The organism is Nonomuraea sp. NPDC049378 (assembly GCF_055586745.1).
Map to the genome: position 1 here is coordinate 508,846 of NZ_JBVJHP010000001.1, position 25,306 is coordinate 534,151.

The following is a 25,306-nucleotide window of genomic DNA, read 5'->3' on the forward strand; positions in this document are numbered from 1 at the left end:
GTTCCCTTGGATCAGTCCAGGTAGTCGCGCAACATCTGGGCCCGCGTCGGATGGCGGAGCTTGGCCAGGGTCTTCGACTCGATCTGCCGGATGCGCTCCCGCGTGACGCCGAACTCCCTGCCCACCTCCTCCAGCGTGCGCGGATGCCCGTCGGCCAGGCCGAACCGGAGCTGGATGATGCGCTGCTCGCGGTCGGACAACGTGGCCAGGATGTCGTCGAGCTGGTCCTGCAGCATGATGAAGGCCGCGGCCTCCATCGGCACGACCGCGTCGGCGTCCTCGATGAAGTCACCGAGGTCGGAATCCTCCTCGCCGATCGGCGACTGCAGCGACACGGGCTCCTGGGCGATGCGCTGGATCTCCACCACACGATCGACAGGGAGGTCCATCTCCTTGGCGATCTCCTCGGGGATCGGCTCGCGGCCGAGGTCCTGGTGGAGCTGGCGCTGCACGCGGACGAGCTTGTTGATCGTCTCCACCATGTGCACCGGAATGCGGATGGTGCGTGCCTGGTCGGCGATGGCCCGCGTGATCGCCTGCCGGATCCACCAGGTCGCGTAGGTGGAGAACTTGTAACCCTTCGTGTAGTCGAACTTCTCGACCGCTCGAATGAGCCCGAGGTTGCCCTCCTGGATCAGGTCCAGGAACAACATGCCGCGGCCCACGTACCGCTTGGCGATCGACACCACGAGCCTGAGGTTGGCTTCGATGAGCCGCTGTTTGGCCCGGGTGCCCTGCCAGACGAGCTCCCTGAGCTCCGGGAAGGCCAGACGCGAGACCCCGTTGGCCAGCCTGTCCTCGGCGAACAGACCGGCTTCGATCGACTTGGCGAGCTCCACCTCCTCCTCGGCGGTCAGCAACGGGACGCGGCCGATCTCCCGCAGATAGATACGGACGAGATCGCTGGTCGGCGCCCGCTTGCCTACGTCTTCCTCATCGGCGCGGGCAGGCTCCTCGTCGCCCTGGGGCTCGAGGACCTCCACGCCATTCTCGGCGAGCATCCGCACGACGCGTTCCAGCGCGTCGGACGGCAACTCGGATCGGTCAAGCGCGGCTGCGACGTCATCGACGGTTACGCTCCCGCGCTCCCTTCCTTTCGCGACGAGGTCCGCCACCTGATCTACCGATGGCGGTCCGCTTGGCAGCACCGATGCACCCACGGGAGACAGTCTGCAGTATTGGTTCCATCAAATGGCAGACCCATTTTTGTCACCGAAGGTAAGGCCGCCGTCCTTACCGAATTGAGATCGCCTAAAGGTTTAGGCCGAGTTTGATCAGGAAAGTAAAGTCAATTACGCGCTCTGGATTCACGCGCCCGGCGACGCCGCCAGCCGGACGCACCTCTTCCGCTGCCCCGAAACGCCGCCCGCCGCGCCCCGCCGCGGATTGGACCGCGCCACATTCCCCTGTCAACCGCCCGGTATTCCAGCCGGCGATCGCAGCCGAACCGTTATCTACCCCAACCGTCCCGTGACGGGAGCGAGGCGATCCCCGCTCTCCCGCGCGCTCAACAGGCCGCCGCCGTTCAGGTGGCCTGGTCAGCTGCCCGCGAGCCGGTCGCGCAGGACCCTGCGCTGCTGCTCCAGCGCCACCAGCTCCCCGAACAGCTTGTTGTACTCCTGCTGCTCCTCCACCGGGTTGAGCCGCTGGATCCGGGACTTCACCTGCGCGATGGCCCGATCGACCGGCATGGCCTCGACCGCCGCCATGATGTCGCCGGCATAGCGCTCCTCGGTGTGCGCGTCCGTCTGGATCGCCTCCACCGCGAACCGGGTCACGAGCGCCCTGGCGCCCTCCTCGTGAGCGTGCTCGAGCAGCAGGTCGACCCACTCCCGCCCGCCGTGCCCCGCCGCGGCGACGCCTCCGGCGGCGGCGATCACCTTGTGCACCATCGCGTGGTCGGGAGTGGTGAACGCCCGCGCGTCGAGCGCGTCGAAGCGCGGCCCCAGCAACGCCGGCCGCTGCACGGCCAGCTTGAGCAGCTCGCCCTCGACCCGCACGCTGGGATCGGCGGGCGCCGCCCTGGGCACCCGCCGGCCGCGGCCCTGCTGCGCGCCCGACACCTCGGAGATGCGCTGCATGACGAACCGCTCGTCCATGAAACCCAGCCACCGGTCGAGGTCGATGGCGTAGCGCTTGCGCAGCCCCACGTCCTTGATGCCGGCCACGATCGGGGCGGCCGCGTCGAGAGCGGCGATCTTGCCCTCGTTGCTGCGCAGGTCATAGCGCGAGATCGTGCTCCTGATCGCGAACTGGAACAGCGGCTCCCTGCTCGCGATCAGATCGCGCACGGCCGCGTCGCCCTGCTTGACCCGCAGGTCGCACGGGTCGAGCCCGTCGGCCTGCACCGCCACGTAGGTCTGGGTGACGAACTTCTGCTCGTCGGCGAACGCCCGCAGCGCCGCCTTCTGCCCCGCCGCGTCACCGTCGAAGGTGAAGATGACCTCACCCCGGAACTCGGCCTGGTCGAGCAGGAACCGGCGCAGGATCTTGATGTGCTCCTCGCCGAACGAGGTGCCGCAGGTGGCCACGGCGGTCGGCACGCCGGCCAGATGGCAGGCCATCACGTCGGTGTAGCCCTCGACGATCACCGCTTGGGACCGCTTGGAGATCTCCCGTTTCGCGAGATCGATACCGTAAAGCACCTGGCTCTTCTTGTAAAGCGGCGAGTCAGGCGTATTCAGATATTTCGGGCCATCGTCGGAATCGAGCAGCTTCCGCGCGCCGAAACCGATCACGTCGCCCGTGGCGTCCCTGATGGGCCAGATCAGCCGCCCGCGGAACCGGTCGATCGGCCCCCGCCGCCCCTCCTTGGCCAGCCCGCCCTTGACCAGCTCGTCGGCCGAGAACCCGCGCCCCATGAGATGGCGGACGAGCGCCTCCCACTCGGCCGGCGCGTATCCCACCCCGAAGGTCTCGGCGTCGGCCCGCTCGAACCCCCGCTCCGACAGGAACCGTCGCCCGGCCGCCGCGTCGGGGCTCAGCAGCTTGTCGGCGTAGAACTCGGCCGCCGCCCGGTGCGCCTCGACCAGCCTGGCCCGCTCGCCGTGGTCGCGCCTCGGGACGTAGCCGCCCTGCTCGTACTGCAGCTGGATGCCGGCCCGCTGCGCCAGCCGCTCGACCGCCTCGCCGAAGGGCAGGTGCTCGATCTTCTCGACGAACGTGATCACGTCGCCGCCCTCGCTGCAGCCGAAGCAGTTCCCGGTCAGAATATTGTCTTCCAGGACAAACGCATGCTCATGGTCGACAGTGGCGCAGAAGACTTCCTCGACCCGATCGGTCTCCTCGACGGCCTGCACCACCCAACCGCGCCGCGCAAACGCCTTCGTTGTGCCGGTGAACCGCAACCGGTGCTCGTCGATCAGGAAAAAGTCTTCGGTGAGATCATCATTGATGAAGTGCACACGGAAGATCGAACTGGGCTCCCTTCCCGGGAAGCCCTCTCTGACCTGCTCGGTGACGCCGTACGTGCCGATCCCGAGCTTGGTGCACGCAGCTCGGACGAACTCCAGGGTCGCCTTGTCCGCGCAGTGCAACATGACCGTGCCGTCTTTGGCGACATGTCCGTCAGCGGCCACGTAGCCCGCGAGCCAGCCGTACAGATAGGGTACGGACTCGTCGAGCGAGGGAAGCTCCTTGAAGAACGTCGGCAGGTGATGAACCAGGAGCTGCCTGCTCTTTCCCGACGACCCTCCCACGCTTTCCGTCACGTAGCTGAGGGGGAACCACTTGAGCAGCTGGGCATCCTTGACGGCGTCGAGCGTTGCTCTGCTCCCCGTGGCCGCTCGTGTACCGTCACCGAAGGTGATCCCGTGCGCTATGCCGAAGGGCGACGGCGTCGTGCGCTTGATGCGGGTGCCCGGGAACACCGAGACCAGCCGATGACGCCGCTTCAAGTCTTTGGTGATGACCTCGGCGCGTTTGTCCTGATGCCGTCCAGATCGTACGAACCAACGGTGCTCGGGGGTGGCGAAGATCTCCTTTCGCTGCCCGTTGCGGCTCAAGACGATCTTCATGAGCGGCTGGACGCCGAATGACATGAAGGGCGCGTCCACCCACGTGCCGTCGGACGCGAGCACCCGATGCGTCCCGCCCGCGAGCTCAGCGATCGGACGCACACCCTCCCAGGTCATGACCCTGGTCTCCGCCGCCAGACAGTAGAACATCCCCCGCTCGGGGGTGACGTTGAACGACGGGCTCTTCTCGTCGTGGAACGGGCACAGCCCCTTGAGGTTGCCGCCTCCGGCGTTGCGCAACTGGATGTGCTCGCCGATCACGTCGGCGATGGGGGAGCGCTCGCGAACGAGCGCGATGTCGACATCACGGATCCGGCCAGCCACGCCCGTGAGTCTATTCCGCCCCGCCGACGGTTCCCGCCCCCGCGGTGCGAACCCTGGCGCGTGCGGCTGGGGGAAGAGGGGCATTACCTGTGGGTTGCTAAAGCAGGAAAGCCGCTGTACGCGGACCCCTGGTCGGCTACAAAGGTAAAGGTCGTAGGGAAACGGTGACACGGGTGGAGACCATGCAATCGGGTCATATCGCGCGATGGGCGGCCGTCATGGGCGCCGTGCTGCTGACCGGCGCCTGCAGCCAGGCGACCGGGCTGGCCGGCGTCGGCGCCACCCTGCGCTCCGCCGTACCCTCCGGCCCGGCGACCGGAGCGGGCACGGCCGCCTCACCGGCGGACCCGACGCCGACCCCGACCGCCGGGAAGCAGGGCGGCAAGCAGGCCGGCGTGGAGCCGCCCGAGGGCGACGACCCGGTCAGGGTGCCGCCGCCGAAATTGTCGAAATACACCTACACGTTCCCTGTCAAGGGCTGCGAGGTCACCTACTCGCGCAAGCTGCTCGTGCTGCCCAAGACGACGATCTGGGCGCAGGAGGGGTGCGCGTTCGTGGCGCCCGTCGCCGGCGTCGTGGACGAGGTCAACACCAGGAACCGGTGGCGCCCGTCCACGGACGCGGGCGCCGACCGCGAGGGCAGGTTCGTCACGATCATCGGCGACGACGGCGTGCGCTACCTCGGCGGGCACCTCGACACGGTGGCCGACGGCATCAGGCCGGGCGTCCGCGTCAAGGCCGGCCGGCTGCTCGGCCGGGTGGGCCGGTCGGGCAACGCCCGGGACACCGCCACCAACCTCTATTTCGCGATCTCGTGGAAGACCGGCTCGACGTTCTGGTGGGTGCGCAGGGGCATGGTCAAGCCGTGGGACTACCTCGACGCCTGGCGTACGGGCAACCGCACGCTCTCCCCCAGGGAGGAGACGCTGAAACTGCGCGCGAAGCTCGGGGAGACGCCGCGCTGCACCGTGTTGTGCGCGTCGAAGCAGCCGAAGAAGCCGAAGACGACGCCGCAGGCGGCCAGGAGCGAGCCGCCGTCCGCCGACGACGACGGTGACGGCGGCGTGGTCAGCGTCACCCCGTAGGCAGCTCCTTCTGGTCGACGACGGCGCCCGACCTGATGAGGGCCTGGATGTCGTCCACGACGTCCCAGACGTTGACGTTCATCCCGGCGATCACGCGTCCGCCGCGCAACCAGTAGGCGATGAACTCCAGCTTGTCCGGGTCGCCGCGGTAGACGATCTCGTCGTAGCCCTCGATGTCGCCGGAGAACTCCATGCCGAGCTCGTACTGGTCGGTGTAGAAGTACGGGATCGGGTCGTAGGTGACGTCCTGGCCGAGCATCGACCGCGCGGCGGCGGGGCCGCCGTGCAGGGCGTTGGCCCAGTGTTCGACGCGCACGCGGCGGCCGTACACGGGATGGAAGTGCTCGGCCACGTCGCCGGCGGCGAACACGTCCGGGTGCGAGGTGCGCAGGGCGGCGTCCGTGAGGATGCCCTGCCCGACCTCGAGACCGGCGTCGCGGGCGAGCCAGACCTCGGGGGCGGCGCCGATGCCGACGACGACGAGGTCGGCCGCGAGCCGCTCGCCCGAGCTGAGCCGCACGCCGGTGTCGGTGATCTCCGCGGCGGCGGTGCCGAAGCGCAGATGCACCCCCTTGCGGGCGTGCAGGCGGGCGAACAGGTCACCCAGCTCGGGGCCGAGCGCCCGGTTGAGAGCGGTGGGCTCGGGCTCGACGACGGTGACCTCGCAGCCGGCCGTGCGGGCCGCCGCCGCGGTCTCGAGCCCGATCCAGGACGCGCCGACGACGAGCACCTTGGCGCCGGCGGCGAAACGTTCCCTGAGCGCGTCGCTGTCCTGGACGGTGCGCAGGTAGTAGCCGGGTCCCGGCAGGCGCCTGGGCACGGAGCCGGTCGCGAGGAGCAGCTTGTCGTACGGCTGCCGCGACCCGTCACTGAGCCTGACCAGGTGGTGGCCGGGCTCGATGCGGGTGACCCGCCGGCCCAGCCGCAGGTCGACGTCGTTGTCGGCGTACCACTCCGGCGGGTGGACGTAGATCTGGTCTCGTTCGCTCCTGCCGCTCAGGTAGTCCTTGGACAGGGGCGGTCTCTCGTAGGGCCGCTCGGCCTCCGCGCCGATCAGCACGATCTCGCCGTCGAAGCCCTCCTCGCGCAGGGCCTGCGCGGCCTTGGCTCCTGCCAGCCCGGCGCCGGCGATCACAAATGTGGCCATGAGCGCAGTATCCGCCCGCCGGGGTCACCGGGGGAAGCGGGTCGGGTCAGGTGGCCCGGCTCATCGGCGAAGCCCGATCACCGGGCGAGCCTCCTGTGCCAGGCCACCGCCGAGGTGTCGGTGAGCGAGGCGATCTGGTCGATCACGACCCTGACGCGGGCCGCGCCGTCCGGGGCCTCCTGGTACGCGGGCCGGAAGGCGGGCTCCAGCGTGCCGGGCGCGCCGCTGGTGATCAGCGCGGCCAGTTCGGTGATGAGGTCGCGCTGCCTGGCCTGGTTGGCGTGGTGGTCCTTCGTGGTCATGACGTAGTGGGCGACGACGCCCTTGAGCAGCGCGCACTCCAGTCGCGTGGCGGGCGGCACGACGAGGTCGGCGCGGTGGCGGCTGCCGTACACCTCCTTGGTGGCGGCCTGCGCGGAGCGGCAGAAGCGGCCGATGAGACCGCTGGTGAGGGCTTTGAGGCCGGCCAGGTCGGCGAGCGTGCCCGTGAAGCTGCGGGGCCAGAGCGGATCCGTGATCAGCCTGGCGAAGACGGCCTCCAGCTCGTTCAGGTCGGCGCCGGGGGCGTACCAGGTGCGGGTGATCTCGCACACCTGCCTGCGCTCCTCGGCGGACAGGAGCGCTTCTGGCGTGACATGGCCGAGGTGCAGGGCGTCCTCGAGGTCGTGGACGGAGTAGGCGACGTCGTCGGCCCAGTCCATGATCTGCGCCTCGAAGCTCACCCGCCCGTCCGGCGCGCCCTCCCTGATCCACTCGAACACGGGAAGGTCGTCGTCGTAGACGCCGAATTTGGGAGACTTGTCACACGTCCATGGGTACTTGATCGAGGCGTCCAGTGCCGCCCGGGTCAGGTTGAGACCGGCGCTCCTGCCGTCCTCGGTGAGCACCTTGGCCTCGAGCCTGGTGAGCAGGCGCAGGCTCTGCGCGTTGCCCTCGAAGCCGCCGCACGACTCCGCCAGCGCGTTGAGCGCCACCTCCCCGTTGTGCCCGAACGGCGGATGCCCCAGGTCGTGCGCCAGGCAGGCGGTCTCCACGAGGTCGGGGTCGACGCCGAGGGTGGCGCCCATCTCCCTGCCCACCTGGGCGCATTCGAGCGAGTGGGTCAGCCGGGTGCGCGGGATGTGCTGGCCGCCGCCGAACGTCTCGCCGGGCCCGACGACCTGCGTCTTCGCGGCGAGCCTGCGCAGCGCCGCGCTGTGCAGCACACGGGCCCTGTCACGCTCGAACGCGGAGCGATCCGGATTGCCGGGAGGTTCCGGAACCCATCGGTCCTGGTCGTGTTGGTCGTAGTACGACATCGGTGCAGCGATTTTATCCAGTTTCCCGTCTCCGCTAGTGTCGAGCCTCGCGAGTACCCCTTCCCCGGGAGCCCTCCCCCATGACGACAGCGTTCCGAGCGGTGCTGGCTTTCACCCTGCTCGCCGGCTTCTACGTTCTGGTCGGTCTGATCCTCGCCGCGGCGGTCTTCTTCGACGTCCTCTTAGTGGTCGACTTCCACGTCAACCTCATCAAGTTCGCGGCCGTGCTGACCCTGGCCGCGCTCGCGCTGGTCCGGGCCCTGATCATGGTGAGCCGCCGCCGGAGCGGCGAGCAGCCCGGCGTCCCGGTCACGCGCGAGGACGAGCCGGTGTTGTGGCAGACGGTCGAGGAGCTCGCCCAGCGCGTACGCACCGCGCCCCCCGACGAGATCCGGCTGGTGGCCGAGGTGAACGCGGCAGTCTCGGAGGACACGCGGTTCCTGGGCATGAAGGCGACGCGGCGGCGCATGTTCGTCGGGCTGCCGCTGCTGCAGACGCTCACCGTGGACGAGCTGCGCGCGGTGCTCGGGCACGAGCTCGGCCACTACAGCGGCGCCCACACGCGGCTGGGCGCGCCCGTCTACCGCGGGCGCGTCTCGCTGATCGCCACCGTGCAGGGCCTGCGCAACCACCCGTTCGTCCAGCGCCTGTTCACCTGGTACGCCAAGCTCTACCTGCGGGTGTCGCAGGCCGTCTCGCGCAGGCAGGAGCTGGAGGCCGACCAGTTCGCCGTCGCGATCGGCGGCCGGCAGTCCATGGCGGGCGCCCTGCACAAGATCCACACCACCGCGATCGGCTGGGACCTGTACGTCAACGCGTACCTGTCGATGACGGGCGCGGGCGGCACCAGGCCCGCGTCGGTGTTCGGCGGCTTCCACGCCTTCATGAGCGACGCCGAGCGGCAGGCCGAGCTGGCCAGGCTGAGCGATCAGCCCGAGGAGGTCTCCCCGTACGACTCCCACCCGAGCCTGGCCGACCGCCTGGCCGCCATCGAGCGCCTGCCGGAGCCGCAGCAGGTGCCCGACCCCCGCTCGGCCCTGACCCTGCTGCGCGACCCGAACGTGGCCGTGCAGGCGGTCGAGCAGTCCATGTGGTCGTCCGAGGCGCTGCTGACGCTGCGGGCGGTCTCGTGGGAGGAGCTCGTCGCGCACGGCATGTACGCCACCCGCAACGCCGACGCCCTGCGCGACCTGGCCCTGGCCGGGCAGCAGGTGATGGGGGCGTCACGGCCGTACCTGGACGCCGCCTTCGAGGCGATCGCGCGGGGGCGGCAGGCGGAGCTCGAGTACAAGCTGCGCGAGCTGGGCTGGAACCCGTCGGACACCCTGCTGGCCGGGGTGCTCGGGCAGGCGCTGGAAGCCGTCATGATCCAGCTCGGCGAGGCCAAGTGGACGCTGTCCTGGTCGGGGCCCGCGCGGCTGCTCTTCGACGACGGGGAGGAGGTGGCGTTGGCGGAGTACGCGGCCCGGGTGGCGGCCGATCCGGCGGCGGTGGGCGGGCTGCGGCAATGGCTGGGCGACCACGGCATGCGCCACGACTACGTCCCCGTCGAGCAACCGCCCCCGCCGGGCGCCCTGCCCGCCCCGGGACCCCCCTCCGGCCCCACCGCGGGATCCGCCCCCGGCGCCACCGCGGGACCCATTCCGGGACCTGTCGCGGGACCCCCTCCCGGCCCCACCGTGGGACCCACCCCCGGCCCCACCGTGGGACCCACCCCCGGCCCGACGGCGGGACCTCCCTCCGGTGCGGGGCCCGCCGCGGGACCCGGTGCGGGACCCGCTCCTGGGATCCCGGGCCCGCACGCTCCGGGGCCGCTCGCGCCGCCCTTCCCGGGACCATCGGCTCCCCCCGCCCCGGAGGACCAGTCCCCTCACTTCTCAGGACCCGTCCCCCCGCCCGCCTCGGACCCCGCCGTCCCCCACCCCCCGGAACCCGCGACCCCGAGCGCCTGGGGACCGGCCGCCCCGCACACCTCGGAACCCGCGACCCCGGACGCCTGGGGACCTGCCACCCCGGAACCCGCGGCTCACAAGCCCGGCCCCGCAGTCACGGACACCTCCGGAGACTCCTGGTTGTTCTCGGAGGAAGAGCCGGTGCCGCACACGTTGGGCGACCCGAACCCGGACGCCCCCCGTTAAGGTCTTGGCCGTTTCCCGTACGGGCGATCGGCCTTGGCCACGCCAGAGGTAGCGTGACTGGAGACGGGCCGGCGATGAACCATGGACGGCAGATGGCAGGGACCCCGGCGGAGCGGCACGGCGAGGCGGTGGCGCTGCTGGCTGCGGCCCGGGCGGGCGACCACGAAGCGTTCGGCGTCCTGGTCGGGCCGTTCCAGGACGAGCTGCGCGCGCACTGCTACCGGATGCTGGGATCGCTGCACGACGCCGAGGACGCGGTTCAGGACACTTTGGACCGGGCCTGGCGGAGTTTGGGCCGGTTCGAGGACCGGGGATCGTTCAGGGCGTGGCTGTACAAGATCGCAACGAATCGGGCGCTGACGCTGATCGAGCGGCGGGGGCGGCGCGAGCTGCCCGCCGACCTGACCCCCGGGGGCGCGCCGGTGGCCGAGGTGGCATGGCTGGAACCGTATCCTGACCGGCTGATGGGCTGGACGGAGGAGCTGGGCCCCGAGGCGCGCGCGGTGGCGCGGGAAAGCGTGGAGCTGGCCTTCGTCGCGGTCCTGCAGCACCTGTCGCCCCGGCAGCGGGCTGTTCTGCTGCTGCGCGACGTCCTCGGGTACGCCGCCGCCGAGGCCGCCGGCCAGCTGGACACCACGGTCGCCGCGGTCAACAGCGCCCTGCAGCGGGCCCGCAAGATGCTCGCCGAGCTGCTTCCTGAGGCCGGTCGGCGAGGGACGTTCGACGCGCTCGGCGAGCCCGGGCAGCGTGAGCTGGCCCGCCGTTACGCCGACGCGTGGGAGGCCGGCGACGCCGACGTCATCGTGGCTCTGCTGACCGAGGACGCGAAATACTCGATGCCGCCGCTCCCGCACTGGTACCAGGGCCGCGACGAGATCCGCCGCTTCCTGACGGAGGGTCCGCTGACCGGCCGCTGGCGCTTCCTGCCGGCGCGGGCGAACGGGCAGCTCGCGTTCGGCACGTACATGTGGGACGACGAGCGGGCCGCGTACGTCCCGGCCGGCCTGGATCTGCTGGCCGTCCGGGGCACGCGGATCGCCGAGGTCGTCTCGTTCCTCCAGGCCGATTTCGCGGCCTTCGGCCTGCCCGCGGAGCTGCCGCGATGATTTCCGGGCCCGGCGCGGGTTGTAGTTCCGAAGGGACCATCGACCTGGAAGGACCACGACCATGGCCACCGACGAGGAGCAGATCCGCGCGCTGATCCGGCACTGGGCCGAGGCCGTGCATGCCGGCGACATGGACGCCGTGCTCGCGGATCACGCCGATGACGTCGTGATGTTCGACGTGCCCCCGCCGTACGAGGGCGTCCGCGGCATCGCGGCCTACCGTGAGACGTGGCCGGGCTTCTTCGCCTGGCAGGAGCAGGGGGCCGTGTTCGAGATCGAGAGCCTGGAGGTCACCGCCGGCTCCGGCGTCGCCTTCGCCTTCGCGCTGCTGCGCTGCGGCACTCCCGGGGCGCTGGCGGCCGACCCCGGACACCGGCTGCGGCTGACGCTCGGCCTGCGCAAGGAGCGCGGCCGCTGGGTCGTCGCCCACGAGCACCACTCGTTCCCGATCGCGGATCGCGGTGCGAGGGAGGAGGAGGTGCGCCGGGTGCACGAACGCTGGTACGCGAGCACCGCCGCCAAGGACTTGGACGGCATGATGGCCTTCGTCGCCGACGACGTGGTCTCCTACGAGCACGAGGCGCCTTTCGAGTACGCCGGCGCCGAAGCGGTGCGCGAGGTGTGCGCGCGGGGCCTGGACGCCGCCGGCGAGGCGGACGTCACCCTCGACGTGCCCGGTCTGAGGATTCTGGTGAACGAGGATCTCGCCGTGGCCTGGGGCTTCAACCACGTCCGCGTCACCGGCAGGGACGGGCAGGCGTCCGACATGTGGTCGCGCGGCACCCGCGTGTTCGAGCGGCGTGACGGCGCGTGGCTGATGGTGCACCAGCACCTGTCGTTCCCGCTGGATGACGACACCGGCGAACGCCGTACGTGATCGTCTGACGCCGGTGACGGTGCCGGCGGGCGCCCGGCCCCGCGCCCCGCCCTCCGGAGCAGGTCGGGGCGATCGACGTCATCACCGAGCCCTGGTTGCGACAGCCCAGGAACGGCCGGGCGCCGCCGTCAGCGCAGCGGGCGTTCCAGCTCGGCCCGGTGCGCGGCGACCCAGTCGTGGCAGGCGCGAATCCGGGCCACCACCCCGTCGTCACGCAGTCTGATCGCGTGCGGCATCCCGGCGGCCGCGTCCGTCTCGATGCCGCGCGCGCAGCGGTCCTGCCACCACAGGATCGCCGCCACCAGGCCACCCCGCTCACGCAGCCCGTACGCGTCGCAGATGAGCCGGATCCGCCTGCCGGCGTCGACGGCTCCCGGACCGAGGCCGAGGTACTGCCAGCAGACGTGCGCCACGTCGTGGATCCGCCGTCCCGGCGCCGCGATGTCCCAGTCGATGAACGCCACCGGCCGCAGGCCCGCGCCCTCGTCGCGGTAGACGGTGTTCTTCGGGGACAGGTCGTTGTGGCACACGACCTCGTCGTCGCCGGCCAGGGGTGTCCCCGCGGTCAGGTCGTGGAACGCGCGTACGAGCTCCGCCACCCGCGCCAGGCTCTCGTCGGAGGTGACGCCGTCGGGCTGGACGTCCTCCCAGGCCACGTGGCCGTCCACGAAGCTGAGGATCTCGCGGCCGCGCTCGTCCGTCCCCAGGAATCTCGGCGCGCCCGGCCATCCGCCGCGTTCAAGCAGGAGCAGCAGGTCGTGCACGTACGCGGCCCGGTGCGCGGGCGGGCGGCGGACGGTGTCGCCGACCCGGACGACGGCGTTCACGTACCCGCCGGGCAGGTGTGTTTCGGACATGCGTCCCAGCCTGCCCGATCAGGCCGGGGGACGCCGCTCCATCGGCCGGGCCACGGCTTCGAGGACCGGTATCCGGGTCCTGCCGGCGTGCGGGGTCACCGAGGCGGGCCCCGCACCGGCGCCGCGTGGGCAGCGCCGGCACCTTGTTACCAAGGAGACCCTGATTATCTGGCGAGCGTCACGCCAGAAAGCCACATTGAAGACCTCTTGATAGTTTCAGGCTTGACGTTATTTTCATGGATTCCACAATTAATAAGGAGACTGCGACAAGCAGGACTTCTCCGCGGCCACCCTGCGGAGTCACCGCACCGGCGACCACATCTCGCTGGTGATGTGCGTGTTCTACCTGGCCGAGTTCCGCACGGGCCCGATCAGCCAGGCCGCGCTGGCCCACCTCGACCGGCTCGCCCCCTACCTGCGCGCGAACGAGGACGTCATCTACCTCATGCAGGCCGGGTTCATCGGCGCGTGGAGCGAGCAGAACCTCGGCGACCAGGGCGTGGTGAGCGCCGCCGACCGGGCCGGCAGGAAGGCCGTGGTCGACAAGATCCTCGCCGTCCTGCCCTCGTCGCGGATGGCGCAGCTGCGCACACCCGCGTGCAAGCGCACGCTGTACGGCGGTAGCGCGCTGCCGCCGCTTCCGTGGTGATCGGCGGTGAGACCTGCAACCCCAACCCGCCGCGCTCCGAATCTCCCGCCGCCTCGGCTACCGCTTCGCCCTGCGGACCGGCGCGTACCCGGACAGGACCGCCCGGGGCGGGGCGCTTCCGGTCACCTTCACCGTCAGGAACGACGGCTACGCCGCCCCCGTCAATCCCTCCGCGACCGGCAGCGAGCTCGCGGCCGGATCCAGGGCACCACGGGCTGCCCTTCGGATGGCCAGCTGAACCGCCAGTCGATGTGCTCGGCGAACATCGCGGCCGCGCCGTCGTGGTCGCCCCCGGCGATGCGCCGCAGCAGTTCCTGCACGATGTCACGGGTGTTCTTCATCTCGTGCGTCATGCCGCGCAGCCTGCCCGGCCCGGGGTCAGCCCGTCGGTTACCCGCGAGGTAACCGTCAGCCATGGGCGGCGCCGGGACGCCGCGCCGATCGCCCGCTGGCCGGCTCGCCGCCGCCGTCCCTGAGAATGCGCTGTGAACCTGCGCCAACGCCTTCCTGACCCCGCACCCTTACGTTACTTTTGTCCGACTACGGCGGCCGTTACCCCTGGTTTCGGCTGCCCATTCCCGGGGGGAATGAGGTAACGCGCGGTAACGAAAGGGCTGCAGGCGCGCATGGGCGTTGTGAGAACCGGCATCAAGCGAAGAATTCGGCTGCTGAACGAGGCGCTGCGCCCGCCGCGCCAGCTGTCGGCACCAGAGCCGGCACCGCTGCTCAAGGCCTCCCGCCCGCGTCCCCCGAAGCGCACGCACGTCGTCGACTACTCCATCCCGATCCTGCCGCGGCAGGTGGACTCCCCGGTCTTCGTGATCGCCTCGGTGCGCTCCGGCTCCACGCTGCTGCGCATGTTGCTCAACAGTCACTCCCGCATCCGCGCCCCGCACGAGCTGCACCTGCGCACCGTCGAGGTCCACCTGACCCCCGACTTCTCCGAGCAGTCCATGCAGGAACTCGGGCTGGACAAGGTGGAGCTCGAACACGCCTTGTGGGACCGCATCCTGCGCCTGGAACTGGAGCGCAGCGGCAAGGAGATCATCGTCGACAAGACGCCGGGCAACGTCTTCCTCTGGGAGCGGCTGCACTACGCCTGGCCGAAGGCGAAGTTCCTCTTCCTGCTGCGCCATCCGGAGGGCGTGGTGTCCTCCCTGGAGAACCGCAAGACGAACACCTCCACCCGCGAAGCGCTCGAGGCGAACGCGCTGAAATACTTCAAGCCCCTGGAACAGGCCCGCCGCACCCTCGACGGTCTCACGCTGCGCTACGAAGAGCTGACCGCCGAGCCGGAACGGGTCACCCGCGAGGTCTGCGAATATCTGGGCGTGGCGTGGGAGCCGGAGATGCTCGAATACAGCAAGCACGACCAGGGCCGGTTCGTCCCCAACCTTGGCGACCGCAGCGACACCATCAAGTCCGGACGGATCCAGCCCGCCCGCACCTTCGACAACACCGCGCTCCCACCCGAGCTCGCCGAGTACGCCGAGGCCTGGGGCTACCGCTGACCTGGCGGAAAACCGGTGTGACCGGCGGGCTGCCGTGTGGGAAGATCCGGCAATGCACATCGAGTTCTCCCCGTTCTCGTCCGACGACATCGACCTGTTGGCGGACTTCCTGACGGGAAACGGCTGGCCCTTCCACGCGGGCACGCAGGACGCGGAGACGGTCAGGCGGCGGGCCGCCGACGGGCTCTACTGGAACGACGAGAGCCGCACGTTCTGGGTGCTGGCCGACGGCGAGCGCGCGGGCCTGGTGCGGCTGCAGGATCTCGCCGACGACACCGCCATGTTCGACCTGCGGATCCGTGAGACCCGGCGCGGTCAGGGGCTCGGCACGGCCGCGGTCGCCTGGCTGACACCGTACGTCTTCACCGAGTTCCCCCACATCATGCGGATCGAGGCCACGACCCGCCAGGACAACCACGCCATGCGCGCGATCCTGCGCGGCAGCGGGTACGCCAAGGAGGCGCACTACCGGGAGGCCTGGCCGAGCCCGGACGGCGGCGCCCTCCACGACTCGGTCGGCTACGCCGTGCTCCGGCGCGACTGGCTCTCCGGCACGGTGACGCTCCCCGACTGGCACGACGAGCCCGCGACCCGGTCGAGCGGGGAACGTCCGAGCTGAGCGCGACCCCGGTCGGCCGGAGATCGTCCGAGCCGACCGCGGTCCGGCACGGAAGGAGAGCGCTGTTGCGCTGGTTCTGGTGGCTGGGGGCGCCGGTCCTCGCCGGGATGTTGCTGGTCCTGGCGGCGCGCGACATCGTGCCCGCGTACACCGCCCAGTTCGGTTCCGGCGTCCCAGGCGTCTTCACCGCCACCAAGCGAGATTGCGGCGGCCGGACGTGTACGTGGGTGGGCTACTTCGTCGCCGACGACTCGCCGGTCCGGCGACGCGTCACACTGGCGACGGGCGACGGCCTGAAGCGGGTGGGCGACAGCGTTCCGGCCGAGGACACCGGCAACCCGTACACCGTCTATCCAGCGACCGGCTCCTCGGACTGGCTGCTGATCACCATCCTCGGCACGGCGAGCGTCGTGGTGCTCGGCTTCTGGATCAGGGGCGTGATCCGCGCGCTCCGCCGGACGTGACGGCGCCGCCCGTCACATTCCGCGGCGGTGCTTCGTCGGACCGGTGGAGTACAGTCCAGTCGCCACCGGCGGCCCGTCGATCCGAGGAAAGCCCATGTCCAGCAACAGAGCGACGTTCCAGCGCTTCCACGAGGCCGTCAACAGCGGCGACGCGGAGCTCATCGCGACGACCATCGACGAGGTCGTCGCCCCTGACCTGATCTTCCATGCGCCGGTGCCGACGGAGCTGCCGGGGCCGCAGGCGCTCAAGCGGGTGTGGGCGGTGCTTCTTCGCGGATTCCCCGACATTCGCGTCGAGGTCGAGGACGTGATCGCCGAAGGCGACAGGATCGTCTCCAGGAACACGGTCACCGGCACCCACCAGGGCGAGTTCAGGGGCCTTCCGCCGACGGGCCGGTCCGTCACGTACAACGAGATCTTCATCTTCCGTTTCGCCGGCGGCCGGATCGCCGAGATCTGGGGCGTCGTCGACCTCCTGACGCAGCTGAGGCAGCTCGGCGCCGTTCCGTCCTAGCCCGGCCGCAGGGGATCGGAATCCCGCTCGGCCTCATCCACCAGAGTCGCCTCGATGAGCCGGGCGGTGGCCTCTATCTGCTCGGGCGGAAAGTAGCAGGTGTCGCCGATCACCTGGTACGAGACGCCGCGGAACACGCTCAGGAACAGCCTGATCCGTTCGTTGTCGAATTTGCGGCGCCAGGTGAAAGAGCTGTCCTGGAGTAGGTCTCGCGGCTTTGCTCCATCGGGCCGTTCCGGCCGTCCCCGGTCGCCGGCGATGGCCGCACCGTGGGAGACCAGGTTCAAGGTGACCAGATCGGGGATGATGTCCGGCTGGTGGATCTCGTCCAACACGCTTCTGACGTCGTCCGGGTCGTACTGACTGCATTGGTAGGCCCTCAACGCCGCCTGGTGCGCCGAGCGGACCAGGCGAGGGAACGGCGCTCCCCCGTTCTCCAGCAGCACCGGGGTGTTCTGGCACAGGTACACGAGCGACCGTTTGACTTCGGGGGCGAACCGGTTGGTCACCCGGAGCAAGACCGGAAGCGTGTCACGACCCGCGTACACGGTCAGGACGCGCGCCGCCGCGGCCAGGAACACCGACGATTGGCTCACCCCGTGCCGGGCCGCCAGCATCCGCGACGCGCACGAGGACGCCTCGGACAGGTAGGAGCCCTGCCAGAACCGTGGCGTCGCCGGCTCACCGCGCAGGGTGAACGTTTCATCCCCCAGCTGGCATGTGCTCAGCACCTTGCGCCAGTGGGCCGGCACACGCTTGCCCAGGCGAGGTGCGAGCACTTCCCGCTCGTAACGGGCTTGCTCGATGGGCTGCCTGGTCACCGGCGGCAACGCACGCGTGCCGGCCAGCAGCGCCGCGAGCTCTTCCAGCAGCAGCTGTGTGGCCCAGCCGTCCACGACCAGATGCGACAGGCAGAGGACGACGCTCTGCACCCTGCCGCCTGCCATGGCCAGACCCAAGCGCCAGGGCAGATCCACTTCCAGGTCGAAACGCCTGGCGGCAAGACCGGACTGCGCGTCGGACAACCGGCGCACCGCATCGGGCCCCGTGGCCAGGGCGACCGGTACGGCGCCCTGGCCCGCCACGGTCTGGACTGGCTGGTCATCGTCGCCGCGGCGGAATGTGGTGCGCAGGGCGTCGTGCCTGGCGACCAGGGTGCGGAGCGCGGCCAGCACCCGGTCGACGGAAGACCCGCCGTCAGGCGCCTCCAAGGTCAGCATCACGTTGAGATGCTGGTCATCGGGGGCGAGGGCACGGATGTTGTTCCACATGCCCTTCTGTGCCCAGGCGAGCGGGCCGCTGCCGGCCCGGCACTCCGAGAATTCCAGTGGCGGCGCGTCCATGTGCTCCGATACGTCCACCGACATCAGCCATATCTCCGTTCTGTCGTGCTGTCGCAGCGTGAGGTCGCCGTGCTCGGGCGGGTGCAGGGCTCCTACGGGGCCGGGTGCCGGCCCCGTGAAGGCGTCGTTCACCCGGGCGATCGGTCATCGCCTTCGACGGGGAGGGGACGCTCGGGATGGATGCCGGCGTGAGACCCGCGCCAGAGCACCTGCTGGGGAAGGCGGCCAGCCGACCAGGGCGGCGTCAAGGGTGCCGCTGACCTTCCAGGCCAGTGTAGAGGTGGCGTATATCGGGCGGAAGGCACAAGTTACGGATGAATCAGTTTCCGCTGGACGAATAGTAGCGAGTTTGTGATTGCCAGAAGAGGTATGCCAAACCAGCTAATATAACCCCTACGGCAGGCGCGGCCGCCGCGATCCACGGAAGGACCCACAGCTCACCGGTCCGGCCGAGGAGAACGGCCGCTGGAAAGTAGGCGGCGAAAGCCAGCGGAAACACGGTGGTCAGGCTCCACCGCGCCACCGGTCCGAAAATCTTGATCGGGTAATTGCCGAAGCTGTTGAAGACGCTGTCGAGTGTGAGCATCATCTCGGTGGCGCCGTGCAGCCGGAACGCCAGGCTCGCCAGCACCAGTTGGAACGACATCTCGGTGAGCGCTCCGCCGACGAGCGCGGCGATCAGCAGGAGGACGTTCGCCGGAGTCCAGTCGACCCCCGAGCTCACCATGCCGGCCGCCAGGATCGCCACACCGCCGACGAGATGGCCGATCGTCACGATGGTCATGCGACGCGTCATGAGTTGAATCAGCGGATTGAGCGGCCGGATAAGATATCGGTCGAATTCCGCCGAGCGCACCACGTGGGTGATCTGGAACAGCGAGGCGAACGGAATCACCCACAGGGCATGGGCCGTCAGGCGCATGCCATAGAGCAGCAGGATCTCGCGAAAGGTCCAGCCGCCGAGATCCCCGAACCGGCTGAGAATCGTCGCGATGAACACGAGACCCAGACCCTGCACCGCGAGCCCACCGAGCATTCCGAAAAAGAAGTGCACGCGATGCTGCATCTCCGCCCGTAACGCGGCACGGGCCAGAATCGCCCACATGCGCAGCGCCCGTATCAACGTGGTCACCCTCCCTGCACGACCATCCGGCGGATCGCCCGAGACCACACCAGGCGCGCGGCGAACCACAGGACCACGACCCACAACGCCTGCACGACCATCGCGACCACCACGTCGCCGCCGTGCGTCCTGCCGAGATAGATCGCCGTCGGCGTGTGCATCACCGCTTGGAGCGGCAGGATCTCCACCACGATGCGCAGGGCGTCCGGCATGAACCACAGAGGCACCAGCGCGCCGGACAGGAACTGCACCGCCATGCGGTAGATCAAGAAGAGCCCGTCGAGCTCCAGCGTCCAGAAGGTGATCAGTCCGACCAGGACGGAGAGAATGGTGATGACACAGTAGCCGAGCGCCAGGCTGACAACGTAGGCGATGATCGCCCCCGGCGACGGAGCCGGCCGCGCTCCACCGACGAAACCAGCGAAGGGCAGCGCCACCACCGCGAACGGCACCATCGCCGCAGTGCGGCCGAGCTGGCTTGCGACCACGTGGCCGAGAAAGTTCACCGGCCGCGTCATATCGATCGCGACGAGCCCGTCCCTGACCCGTTCGGGAATCAGCGAGAAGATCCATGGGCTGAACAACCAGTTCTGCAGGTTGCCCAGTGTCAGATACGTGATGGTCACCGAGAACGGCACCCCGTCGACCATGGCCCGTCCGGAGTAGATCGCTTCCCAGACAACCCGCAGGAGCAGGATCTGGAACAGCAGCCGCACGAGTCCCGCCACGTAATCGACGCGATACCGCATGACGGTGCGCGCCTGCATCCTGCCGATGGCCGCATAGCCCGCGAGACTCGTCCGCATCTAGGAGGACCGTTCGCCGTAGATGTCGGCGACCACGTCTTCGAGCTTCGGTCTGACGATGGACAGGTCTGTCACCTGGTGGACGGCGAGCACGTTGCCGATGAGGTCAGCGGCCGCGATGCGGGACGGGTCGAACGTCAGGGTGACGAAACCGTCCTCCCATCGTGTTCGCCGCACGCCGGGGATTTCGACGTCGAACCTCGGCTCCGCCACATGCACGATCAGTTCGTGACAGGGCGCATGCTGCCTCTTCAGCTCGGCGACGTCACCGTCATAGAGCACCTTTCCGCGGTCGATCAGGATGACGCGCGTGCACAGCTCCTCGACATCGTCAAGGTCATGAGTGGTGAGGATGACGGTCGTCCCGGCATCACGATTGAGCTCACCCAGGAATGCACGGATGCGCCTCTTGGCGACGATGTCCAAACCGACGGTCGGCTCGTCGAGATAGAGAATCCGCGGCTCATAGAGCATCGCCGCCGCAAGGTCTCCGCGCATGCGCTGGCCCAGGGAGAGCTGCCGCACCGGAACGTCGATGAACTCGTCGAGGCCGAGCATGCCGGCAAAGGTCTCGAGATTCGCCAGATATCTCTGACGAGGGACGTCGTAGAGCGTACGAACGAGTTCCAGGGAGTCGCGCAGCGGGAGGTCCCACCACAGCCCGGTGCGCTGCCCGAACACCACCCCGATCTGACGAGCATTACGCTCGCGCTCGCGCCACGGCACCACACCGGCGACTTCGACGGTTCCGGAGGTGGGCACCAGAATGCCGGTCAGCATCTTTATCGTCGTCGATTTGCCGGCGCCATTGGGCCCAATGTAGCCGATGAGTTCCCCGGGTTCTATGCTGAAGTCGACGCCATCAACCGCCCTGGTCGGCACATAATCGGCGCTGAACAGCGTGCGGAGTGCGGTGAAGCGCCCAGATTTCCGCTCGGACCGGCGAAACTCCTTCACCAACTCCCGCACTTTGATCGTCATGGCGCGCCATCATACAGGTGAGATCACCGGCAAAGGAGCCCGCACCCGAAGCCCACGGATATCGTGGACCCCGTCCCGCGATTGACGGACGCAGCGGAATCGTCACGCCATGTCCCTGTGCACGCTGTGTCGAAGAAGCCGGACGCAGGAGACCGATTCCCGGGCCTACCGGAACAGCGTGCAAGTGAGGACAATCATCAGTTGCACGCTCGCCCGGAGCGGCCGGTGCCGGCCGCGGAAAACCACGAGAGTCCCTTCCCGACGATGGAACCCATTGGCTCGGTCCAAAAGTCGGGCCGGTCATCACTAGTATATTCTCGTTCGAAGTCTCGACACCCTCCGTCACATGTGCTCCGGCCGGCAGGGGCATTTCTCGGGCCATCACAAGAACAGGCCGACTGCACGCTTCAGACAACATCCGGAGTTCTTGAGGTGCTCCAATGACTCGTTCCCCATGCGACGGCACCGCAGGCCAGGCATTCTGCGACCTCCACCTGCACACCACCAACTCCGACGGCCTGATGTCACCAGAGGAGGTCATCGAACGGGCAGGGCGAGCAGCGCTGCGGGTGATGAGCATCAGCGACCATTCGCGCACGACCTACGATGCCGGACTGGAGGCCCTGGCGGCGGCGCACGGCACCATCCTGCTTCCCGGGCTCGAGATCAGCACGATGCACCACGACCGCAAATATCACGTGCTGGGCTACGGCCACGGCGTGCGCGACGCCAAGGTGCAGGAGTTCGCCTTCCGGCCGACCGCGATCAAGAACGACGTCTACGGCCGGGTACTGGCCGGCCTGCGCGCCGCCGGCACGCCCCTCCCTGCCACCGAAGACATCCTCGCCGGCGTCCAGGAGGACGGACCTCCGCTGCACCCGCGCAAATGGATGCTCAGTGCGACGCTCATCGGCCGATATCTGGCACGCCCGCTCGACGTGGATCCGGTTCGGGCGGCGGCCGTCGTCAGGGAACGGTACAACGCCATGAAGAGCTCCGAACGGGATCGGTACGTGCCCACCGAACGCGCCATCGCGATGGTCCGCGACGCCGGCGGGATCCCGGTGATAGCGCACCCCTTCTGGGAGTGCCATTCGGGCAGGAACTCATGGGGCGGCGTGGTCGGCGACCTTGGCAGGTTCACGGCCGCAGGGCTCGCGGGCGTAGAGGTGAGCTCGCGACACGACTCGCCCGCGGATGAGAACCGCCGAAGGGAGGCAGCACATCGGCTGCGCCTGGTTCCTTTCCGCAGCTCGGACTTCCACGGGAACGGCAAGACCGCGGTCGGACAGTTCCCGATGCCCGTTGAGCACCTGATCGAGGCGGCGGACCGCTGCGGTGTGGACATTCCCCTGCACTGGTCAGGAAAGGCGGATGACGGCGAATGAGGTTGTGCGGCATCAAGATCACCCACGACGGGGCCGTGGCGGTCATCGAGGACGGCCGTCTCGTGATGTCCTGCGAGAGCGAGAAGATCGCCAACCGGCCTCGCTATTCGCGTATCGACGAACTCGGCGACGTGGAGGTTCTGCTCGACGAATTCGGTTACTCGCTGGACGACATGGATCTCGTCGCCTTCGACGGCTGGCATGAGCCCTACAAGACCCGGCGGTGGCGCGGGATAGACGTCGAGGTCCGGCTGGGGCCGTACGTGGAAGGCATCAGGTCGAAGACCCTCATCAACCCCGTCCGGGAAAGGACCCTCGACCTCGAGTACGTGACGTTCCCTCACTACGCGGGCCATGTCGCCGCCGCGTACTGTACGAGCCCGTTCGCGGTTGCGGCTGAGCCTGCGCTCATCCTGAGCTGGGACGGCCTGATGTATCCGTACCTGTACGACTGCCGCGGCGATCTCACGAAGCTGCGGACGGTCGGAGCTCTGTTCCCGCTCGTGGGCAACGCGTATGCGGTGCTTGCCGGGTCGTTCCCGCCGTTCGATCAACGGGCCTCGGGGTTCGAGAATCTCGGGCTGGCGGGCAAGATCATGGCGTACGCGGCGCTGGGCACGCCGGACCGTGCCGCGATGGCCGCGCTGGACTCCGCTCTCAAGGAACGTCATGCCGCGTGTCGCCGCGAGTCGCCGTTCGGAACGGACGACGCCTTCCGGTTCGAGGCGGGGGTGGCGCAGCTGGAGGCGCTGGCACCGGCCATGCACCTCGCCGACGTCTCACCGGTCGACATGATCGCCTCCATCAGCCGCTATCTGGGCGACCGGCTGGTGGAGAGCCTCGACCGAGCGCTCCGGACGATTCCCGACCCGCCGCGCAACCTGTGCCTGACGGGCGGCACCGCGTTGAACATCAATTGGAACAGTCAGATTCGTGAAAGCGGGTTGTTCGACAACGTCTGGGTCCCGCCCTTCCCCAATGACTCAGGTGTCGCGCTCGGCGTGGCCTGCTGTGCCATGGCCGTGGCCGAGGGACGCTCCCAGGTGGAGTGGGACGTCTACAGCGGGCAGCGGCTGGGTGCGTCGCCGGTCGATCCGGCGTGGAGACAATCTCCGTGTTCCCTGCCGGAGCTCGCCCGGCTTCTGCACGAGACCGGCGAACCTGTCGTCTTTCTCACCGGAAGGGCGGAGCTCGGGCCGCGCGCTCTCGGCCACCGGAGCATCCTCGCGCCGGCCACGGACAGAGCCATGCACGATCGTCTGAATGAGATGAAGGATCGCGAGGCTTACCGTCCCGTCGCACCCGTCTGCCTGGAGAACGCCGCACCTGAGATCTTCGATCCGGGAACCCCTGATCCTTACATGCTCTTCAGCCACCACGTCCGGGATGTGTGGCGCGACCGTCTGCCTGCCATCTGCCACGTCGATGGAACCGCACGGCTGCAGACCGTCAACGAGGAGCAGTGCCCAGAGCTGGTTGAGCTTCTCACGGCATATCGCGAAATCAGCGGCATGCCGGCACTGTGCAACACCAGCGCGAATTTCAAGAACTGTGGCTTCTTCCCGGACGTTGCAAGCGCGATGAACTGGGGGAAGGCGCCTTATATCTGGTCAGACGGGACGATCTATGAACACCCAGAAGTATCAGCGTGAATCCCTGGAATCTACCTCACGCGCCGCTGTCAACCCGTCGACCGGTCAGGAGCCTGGCATGTCACCTGGGAAGGTAAGGTGGCCCCTCGACCTGGGGCTGCCCGACGCGACGACCTTTCCGCGCTCGGAGTTTCTGGAGCTCACCGAGCACACGCTGGCGGAGGCCGAGCCGTCCCTGTTCTACGGCGGACCCGGCCGTGCCGGAATCGCACGGGGACACGCCGGGCTGCGGGCCGCCCTGGCCGAGCGCATCGGCGCGGCTTCATCGAGTGCCTCCGGTATCGACGGCATCATGCTGACGTCGGGAGCCGCGCACGCCATCGAGCTCGTGTGGCGGGCGTTACTCCGCGACGGTGACGTGTTCGTGGTGGAGGCTCCCACGTGGGGCGCCTCGATCCGGATCGGCCGTGCCCTCGGCGCCGAACCTCTCGCCATCCCGATGGACCGCGACGGAATGCGCGTCGACGTCCTCGAACGCAGGCTCGGCGAACTGAAGGCCGCGGGCCGCCGGTGCAAGCTGGTGTACGTCATCGCGGACTACAACACCCCTACGGGATGGTCGCTCTCGCTCTCCCGCCGCCGGCAGTTGTTGCGGCTCGCGGTCGAGTACGACTTCCTCGTCATCGAGGACCGCGTCTATGCCGAACTGCGCTACGACGGACCGCAGCTGCCGCCGATGTCGACGCTGGAAGGCGGCGACCGGCTGATCACCGTCGGAAGTTTCAGCAAGACGCTGGCCCCCGGGCTGCGCTGCGGATGGCTCAGCGCGAGCCCCGATCTCGTCGATGTCGTGGCGGCCCCGCGAGAAGATCTCGGCTCAAGCCAGCTCACCGCCCGCATCCTTGAACACTTCGTGCGCAGCGGTCGGTATGACGAGCACCTGTCTCGAGTCACGCGAATGTATCGAAGCAAGCGCGACACCGTCGTCGCGAGCCTGCGCGAGCACTGCGGCGACACCGTTCGCTTCGACGTGCCACACGGCGGCATGTTTGTCTGGATCGAGCTCGCCGGCCACGTCAAGGGAGACCTGGTCATGCACCACAGCGCTCAGGAAGGTGTGCTCTGCAGACCGGGCGATTCGTTCTTCGGTGACGGTGGAAACTACCAGCAGTGGTTCCGCATGGCCTTCACGATGGTGTCCGAGCCTGAACTGGTGCGCGGAGTGCGCGTGCTCGGCGAAGCCATCCAGCGAAGCACGTAGCGGCCGCCCGCGCTCCCGGCAGGGGGGCCGCGCCCGCGTGGACGCCGGCGGCGACTCGTCTCGCGAGACGGCGGTAGGCGCCTGCACGCGACGGACACGGTGCCGGCACCCTGAAGGAGCCGGTCCGCCGCTTCTCCCATTGGGCCGGACGTCGAGCGGAATGCCGCCCCGCAAATGTATCTGAATATCATCACACACATTCCTGGG

The 25,306-nt window shown here is 69.0% G+C and carries 23 protein-coding genes; 13 read left to right on the top strand and 10 right to left on the bottom strand.

Features of this window, described 5'->3' with window-relative positions; translation table 11 throughout:
* Positions 1-11: 11 nt before the first annotated feature.
* On the bottom strand, positions 12-1,115 hold the full coding sequence (gene rpoD, locus ACZ6SA_RS02255; protein ID WP_425465103.1) for an RNA polymerase sigma factor RpoD: 1,104 nt from the start codon (positions 1,113-1,115) through the stop codon (positions 12-14).
* A 423-nt stretch (positions 1,116-1,538) separates the two neighbouring features.
* Positions 1,539-4,340: a DNA primase gene (gene dnaG, locus ACZ6SA_RS02260; protein WP_465826159.1), complete on the bottom strand. Its 2,802-nt coding sequence runs from the start codon at positions 4,338-4,340 to the stop codon at positions 1,539-1,541.
* A 182-nt stretch (positions 4,341-4,522) separates the two neighbouring features.
* Here dnaG and ACZ6SA_RS02265 point away from each other — a divergent pair, with 182 nt between their 5' ends.
* Entirely contained in the window at positions 4,523-5,425 is a 903-nt protein-coding gene (locus ACZ6SA_RS02265) for a M23 family metallopeptidase (RefSeq protein ID WP_347641842.1), read from the top strand.
* Here the strand turns inward: ACZ6SA_RS02265 and ACZ6SA_RS02270 are convergent.
* Entirely contained in the window at positions 5,415-6,572 is a 1,158-nt protein-coding gene (locus ACZ6SA_RS02270; RefSeq protein WP_347641841.1) for an NAD(P)/FAD-dependent oxidoreductase, read from the bottom strand. The two genes, ACZ6SA_RS02265 and ACZ6SA_RS02270, sit on opposite strands and share 11 nt — an antisense overlap.
* A gap of 77 nt (positions 6,573-6,649) precedes the next feature.
* Positions 6,650-7,870 carry a deoxyguanosinetriphosphate triphosphohydrolase gene (locus ACZ6SA_RS02275; protein WP_465826161.1) on the bottom strand — a complete coding sequence of 407 codons (1,221 nt, stop codon included), beginning with the start codon at positions 7,868-7,870 and terminating at the stop codon, positions 6,650-6,652.
* Positions 7,871-7,950: 80 nt separating this feature from the next.
* Between ACZ6SA_RS02275 and ACZ6SA_RS02280 the strand changes: the two genes are divergently transcribed.
* The 3 genes from ACZ6SA_RS02280 (at position 7,951) to ACZ6SA_RS02290 (ending at position 11,991) form a co-directional block, all read left to right on the top strand.
* Positions 7,951-10,008, top strand: coding sequence for a M48 family metallopeptidase (locus tag ACZ6SA_RS02280; RefSeq protein ID WP_465826163.1), 2,058 nt, complete (start codon positions 7,951-7,953; stop codon positions 10,006-10,008).
* Between the two features lie 92 nt (positions 10,009-10,100).
* Positions 10,101-11,114 (top strand): sigma-70 family RNA polymerase sigma factor, encoded by a 1,014-nt coding sequence (locus tag ACZ6SA_RS02285; RefSeq protein WP_465826164.1) that lies wholly within the window; start codon positions 10,101-10,103, stop codon positions 11,112-11,114.
* 61 nt (positions 11,115-11,175) lie between these two features.
* Positions 11,176-11,991, top strand: coding sequence for an SgcJ/EcaC family oxidoreductase (locus ACZ6SA_RS02290; protein ID WP_443150394.1), 816 nt, complete (start codon positions 11,176-11,178; stop codon positions 11,989-11,991).
* A gap of 128 nt (positions 11,992-12,119) precedes the next feature.
* Here the strand turns inward: ACZ6SA_RS02290 and ACZ6SA_RS02295 are convergent, their stop codons facing one another.
* Complete coding sequence (locus tag ACZ6SA_RS02295; RefSeq protein WP_347641836.1) at positions 12,120-12,848, bottom strand: phosphotransferase; 729 nt, start codon at positions 12,846-12,848, stop codon at positions 12,120-12,122.
* Between the two features lie 331 nt (positions 12,849-13,179).
* On the opposite strand from ACZ6SA_RS02295, the gene ACZ6SA_RS02300 reads away from it, so the two are divergent.
* Positions 13,180-13,497: a DUF4874 domain-containing protein gene (locus ACZ6SA_RS02300; protein ID WP_465826166.1), complete on the top strand. Its 318-nt coding sequence runs from the start codon at positions 13,180-13,182 to the stop codon at positions 13,495-13,497.
* A 70-nt stretch (positions 13,498-13,567) separates the two neighbouring features.
* Positions 13,568-13,735, top strand: coding sequence for a hypothetical protein (locus ACZ6SA_RS02305; RefSeq protein WP_465826633.1), 168 nt, complete (start codon positions 13,568-13,570; stop codon positions 13,733-13,735).
* Here the strand turns inward: ACZ6SA_RS02305 and ACZ6SA_RS02310 are convergent.
* Positions 13,659-13,850, bottom strand: a complete 192-nt coding sequence (locus ACZ6SA_RS02310; protein ID WP_465826168.1) for a hypothetical protein — start codon at positions 13,848-13,850, stop codon at positions 13,659-13,661. The two genes, ACZ6SA_RS02305 and ACZ6SA_RS02310, sit on opposite strands and share 77 nt — an antisense overlap.
* Before the next feature lie 273 nt (positions 13,851-14,123).
* Between ACZ6SA_RS02310 and ACZ6SA_RS02315 the strand changes: the two genes are divergently transcribed.
* The 4 genes from ACZ6SA_RS02315 to ACZ6SA_RS02330 all read left to right on the top strand — a co-directional run bounded on the left by ACZ6SA_RS02315 (position 14,124) and on the right by ACZ6SA_RS02330 (position 16,605).
* Positions 14,124-15,008, top strand: coding sequence for a sulfotransferase family protein (locus ACZ6SA_RS02315; RefSeq protein ID WP_347641833.1), 885 nt, complete (start codon positions 14,124-14,126; stop codon positions 15,006-15,008).
* A 52-nt stretch (positions 15,009-15,060) separates the two neighbouring features.
* Positions 15,061-15,627, top strand: coding sequence for a GNAT family N-acetyltransferase (locus ACZ6SA_RS02320; RefSeq protein ID WP_465826170.1), 567 nt, complete (start codon positions 15,061-15,063; stop codon positions 15,625-15,627).
* A 65-nt stretch (positions 15,628-15,692) separates the two neighbouring features.
* The gene (locus ACZ6SA_RS02325) at positions 15,693-16,091 is read left to right on the top strand and encodes a hypothetical protein (RefSeq protein ID WP_347641831.1); all 399 of its coding nucleotides are present in this window, start codon (positions 15,693-15,695) and stop codon (positions 16,089-16,091) included.
* A gap of 94 nt (positions 16,092-16,185) precedes the next feature.
* Complete coding sequence (locus ACZ6SA_RS02330) at positions 16,186-16,605, top strand: ester cyclase (RefSeq protein WP_465826172.1); 420 nt, start codon at positions 16,186-16,188, stop codon at positions 16,603-16,605.
* Here the strand turns inward: ACZ6SA_RS02330 and ACZ6SA_RS02335 are convergent.
* The 4 genes from ACZ6SA_RS02335 to ACZ6SA_RS02350 all read right to left on the bottom strand — a co-directional run bounded on the left by ACZ6SA_RS02335 (position 16,602) and on the right by ACZ6SA_RS02350 (position 20,858).
* On the bottom strand, positions 16,602-17,948 hold the full coding sequence (locus tag ACZ6SA_RS02335; protein ID WP_465826174.1) for a condensation domain-containing protein: 1,347 nt from the start codon (positions 17,946-17,948) through the stop codon (positions 16,602-16,604). The two genes, ACZ6SA_RS02330 and ACZ6SA_RS02335, sit on opposite strands and share 4 nt — an antisense overlap.
* A 319-nt stretch (positions 17,949-18,267) precedes the next feature.
* Positions 18,268-19,080 carry an ABC transporter permease gene (locus ACZ6SA_RS02340; protein ID WP_347641828.1) on the bottom strand — a complete coding sequence of 271 codons (813 nt, stop codon included), beginning with the start codon at positions 19,078-19,080 and terminating at the stop codon, positions 18,268-18,270.
* Positions 19,077-19,838: an ABC transporter permease gene (locus ACZ6SA_RS02345; protein WP_347641827.1), complete on the bottom strand. Its 762-nt coding sequence runs from the start codon at positions 19,836-19,838 to the stop codon at positions 19,077-19,079. The genes ACZ6SA_RS02340 and ACZ6SA_RS02345 overlap by 4 nt, the downstream gene beginning before the upstream one ends.
* A 39-nt stretch (positions 19,839-19,877) precedes the next feature.
* Positions 19,878-20,858, bottom strand: coding sequence for an ABC transporter ATP-binding protein (locus tag ACZ6SA_RS02350; RefSeq protein WP_465826177.1), 981 nt, complete (start codon positions 20,856-20,858; stop codon positions 19,878-19,880).
* A 440-nt stretch (positions 20,859-21,298) separates the two neighbouring features.
* Between ACZ6SA_RS02350 and ACZ6SA_RS02355 the strand changes: the two genes are divergently transcribed.
* The 3 genes from ACZ6SA_RS02355 to ACZ6SA_RS02365 are packed head-to-tail and all read left to right on the top strand — an operon-like array spanning position 21,299 to position 25,099.
* The gene (locus ACZ6SA_RS02355) at positions 21,299-22,246 is read left to right on the top strand and encodes a PHP domain-containing protein (RefSeq protein WP_465826178.1); all 948 of its coding nucleotides are present in this window, start codon (positions 21,299-21,301) and stop codon (positions 22,244-22,246) included.
* The gene (locus tag ACZ6SA_RS02360) at positions 22,243-23,898 is read left to right on the top strand and encodes a carbamoyltransferase N-terminal domain-containing protein (RefSeq protein ID WP_347641824.1); all 1,656 of its coding nucleotides are present in this window, start codon (positions 22,243-22,245) and stop codon (positions 23,896-23,898) included. Before ACZ6SA_RS02355 ends, ACZ6SA_RS02360 begins: the two co-directional genes overlap by 4 nt.
* A complete protein-coding gene (locus tag ACZ6SA_RS02365; RefSeq protein WP_465826180.1) occupies positions 23,873-25,099 on the top strand; it encodes an aminotransferase-like domain-containing protein in 1,227 nt (408 codons plus the stop codon). The genes ACZ6SA_RS02360 and ACZ6SA_RS02365 overlap by 26 nt, the downstream gene beginning before the upstream one ends.
* The last annotated feature ends 207 nt before the right edge of the window (positions 25,100-25,306 follow it).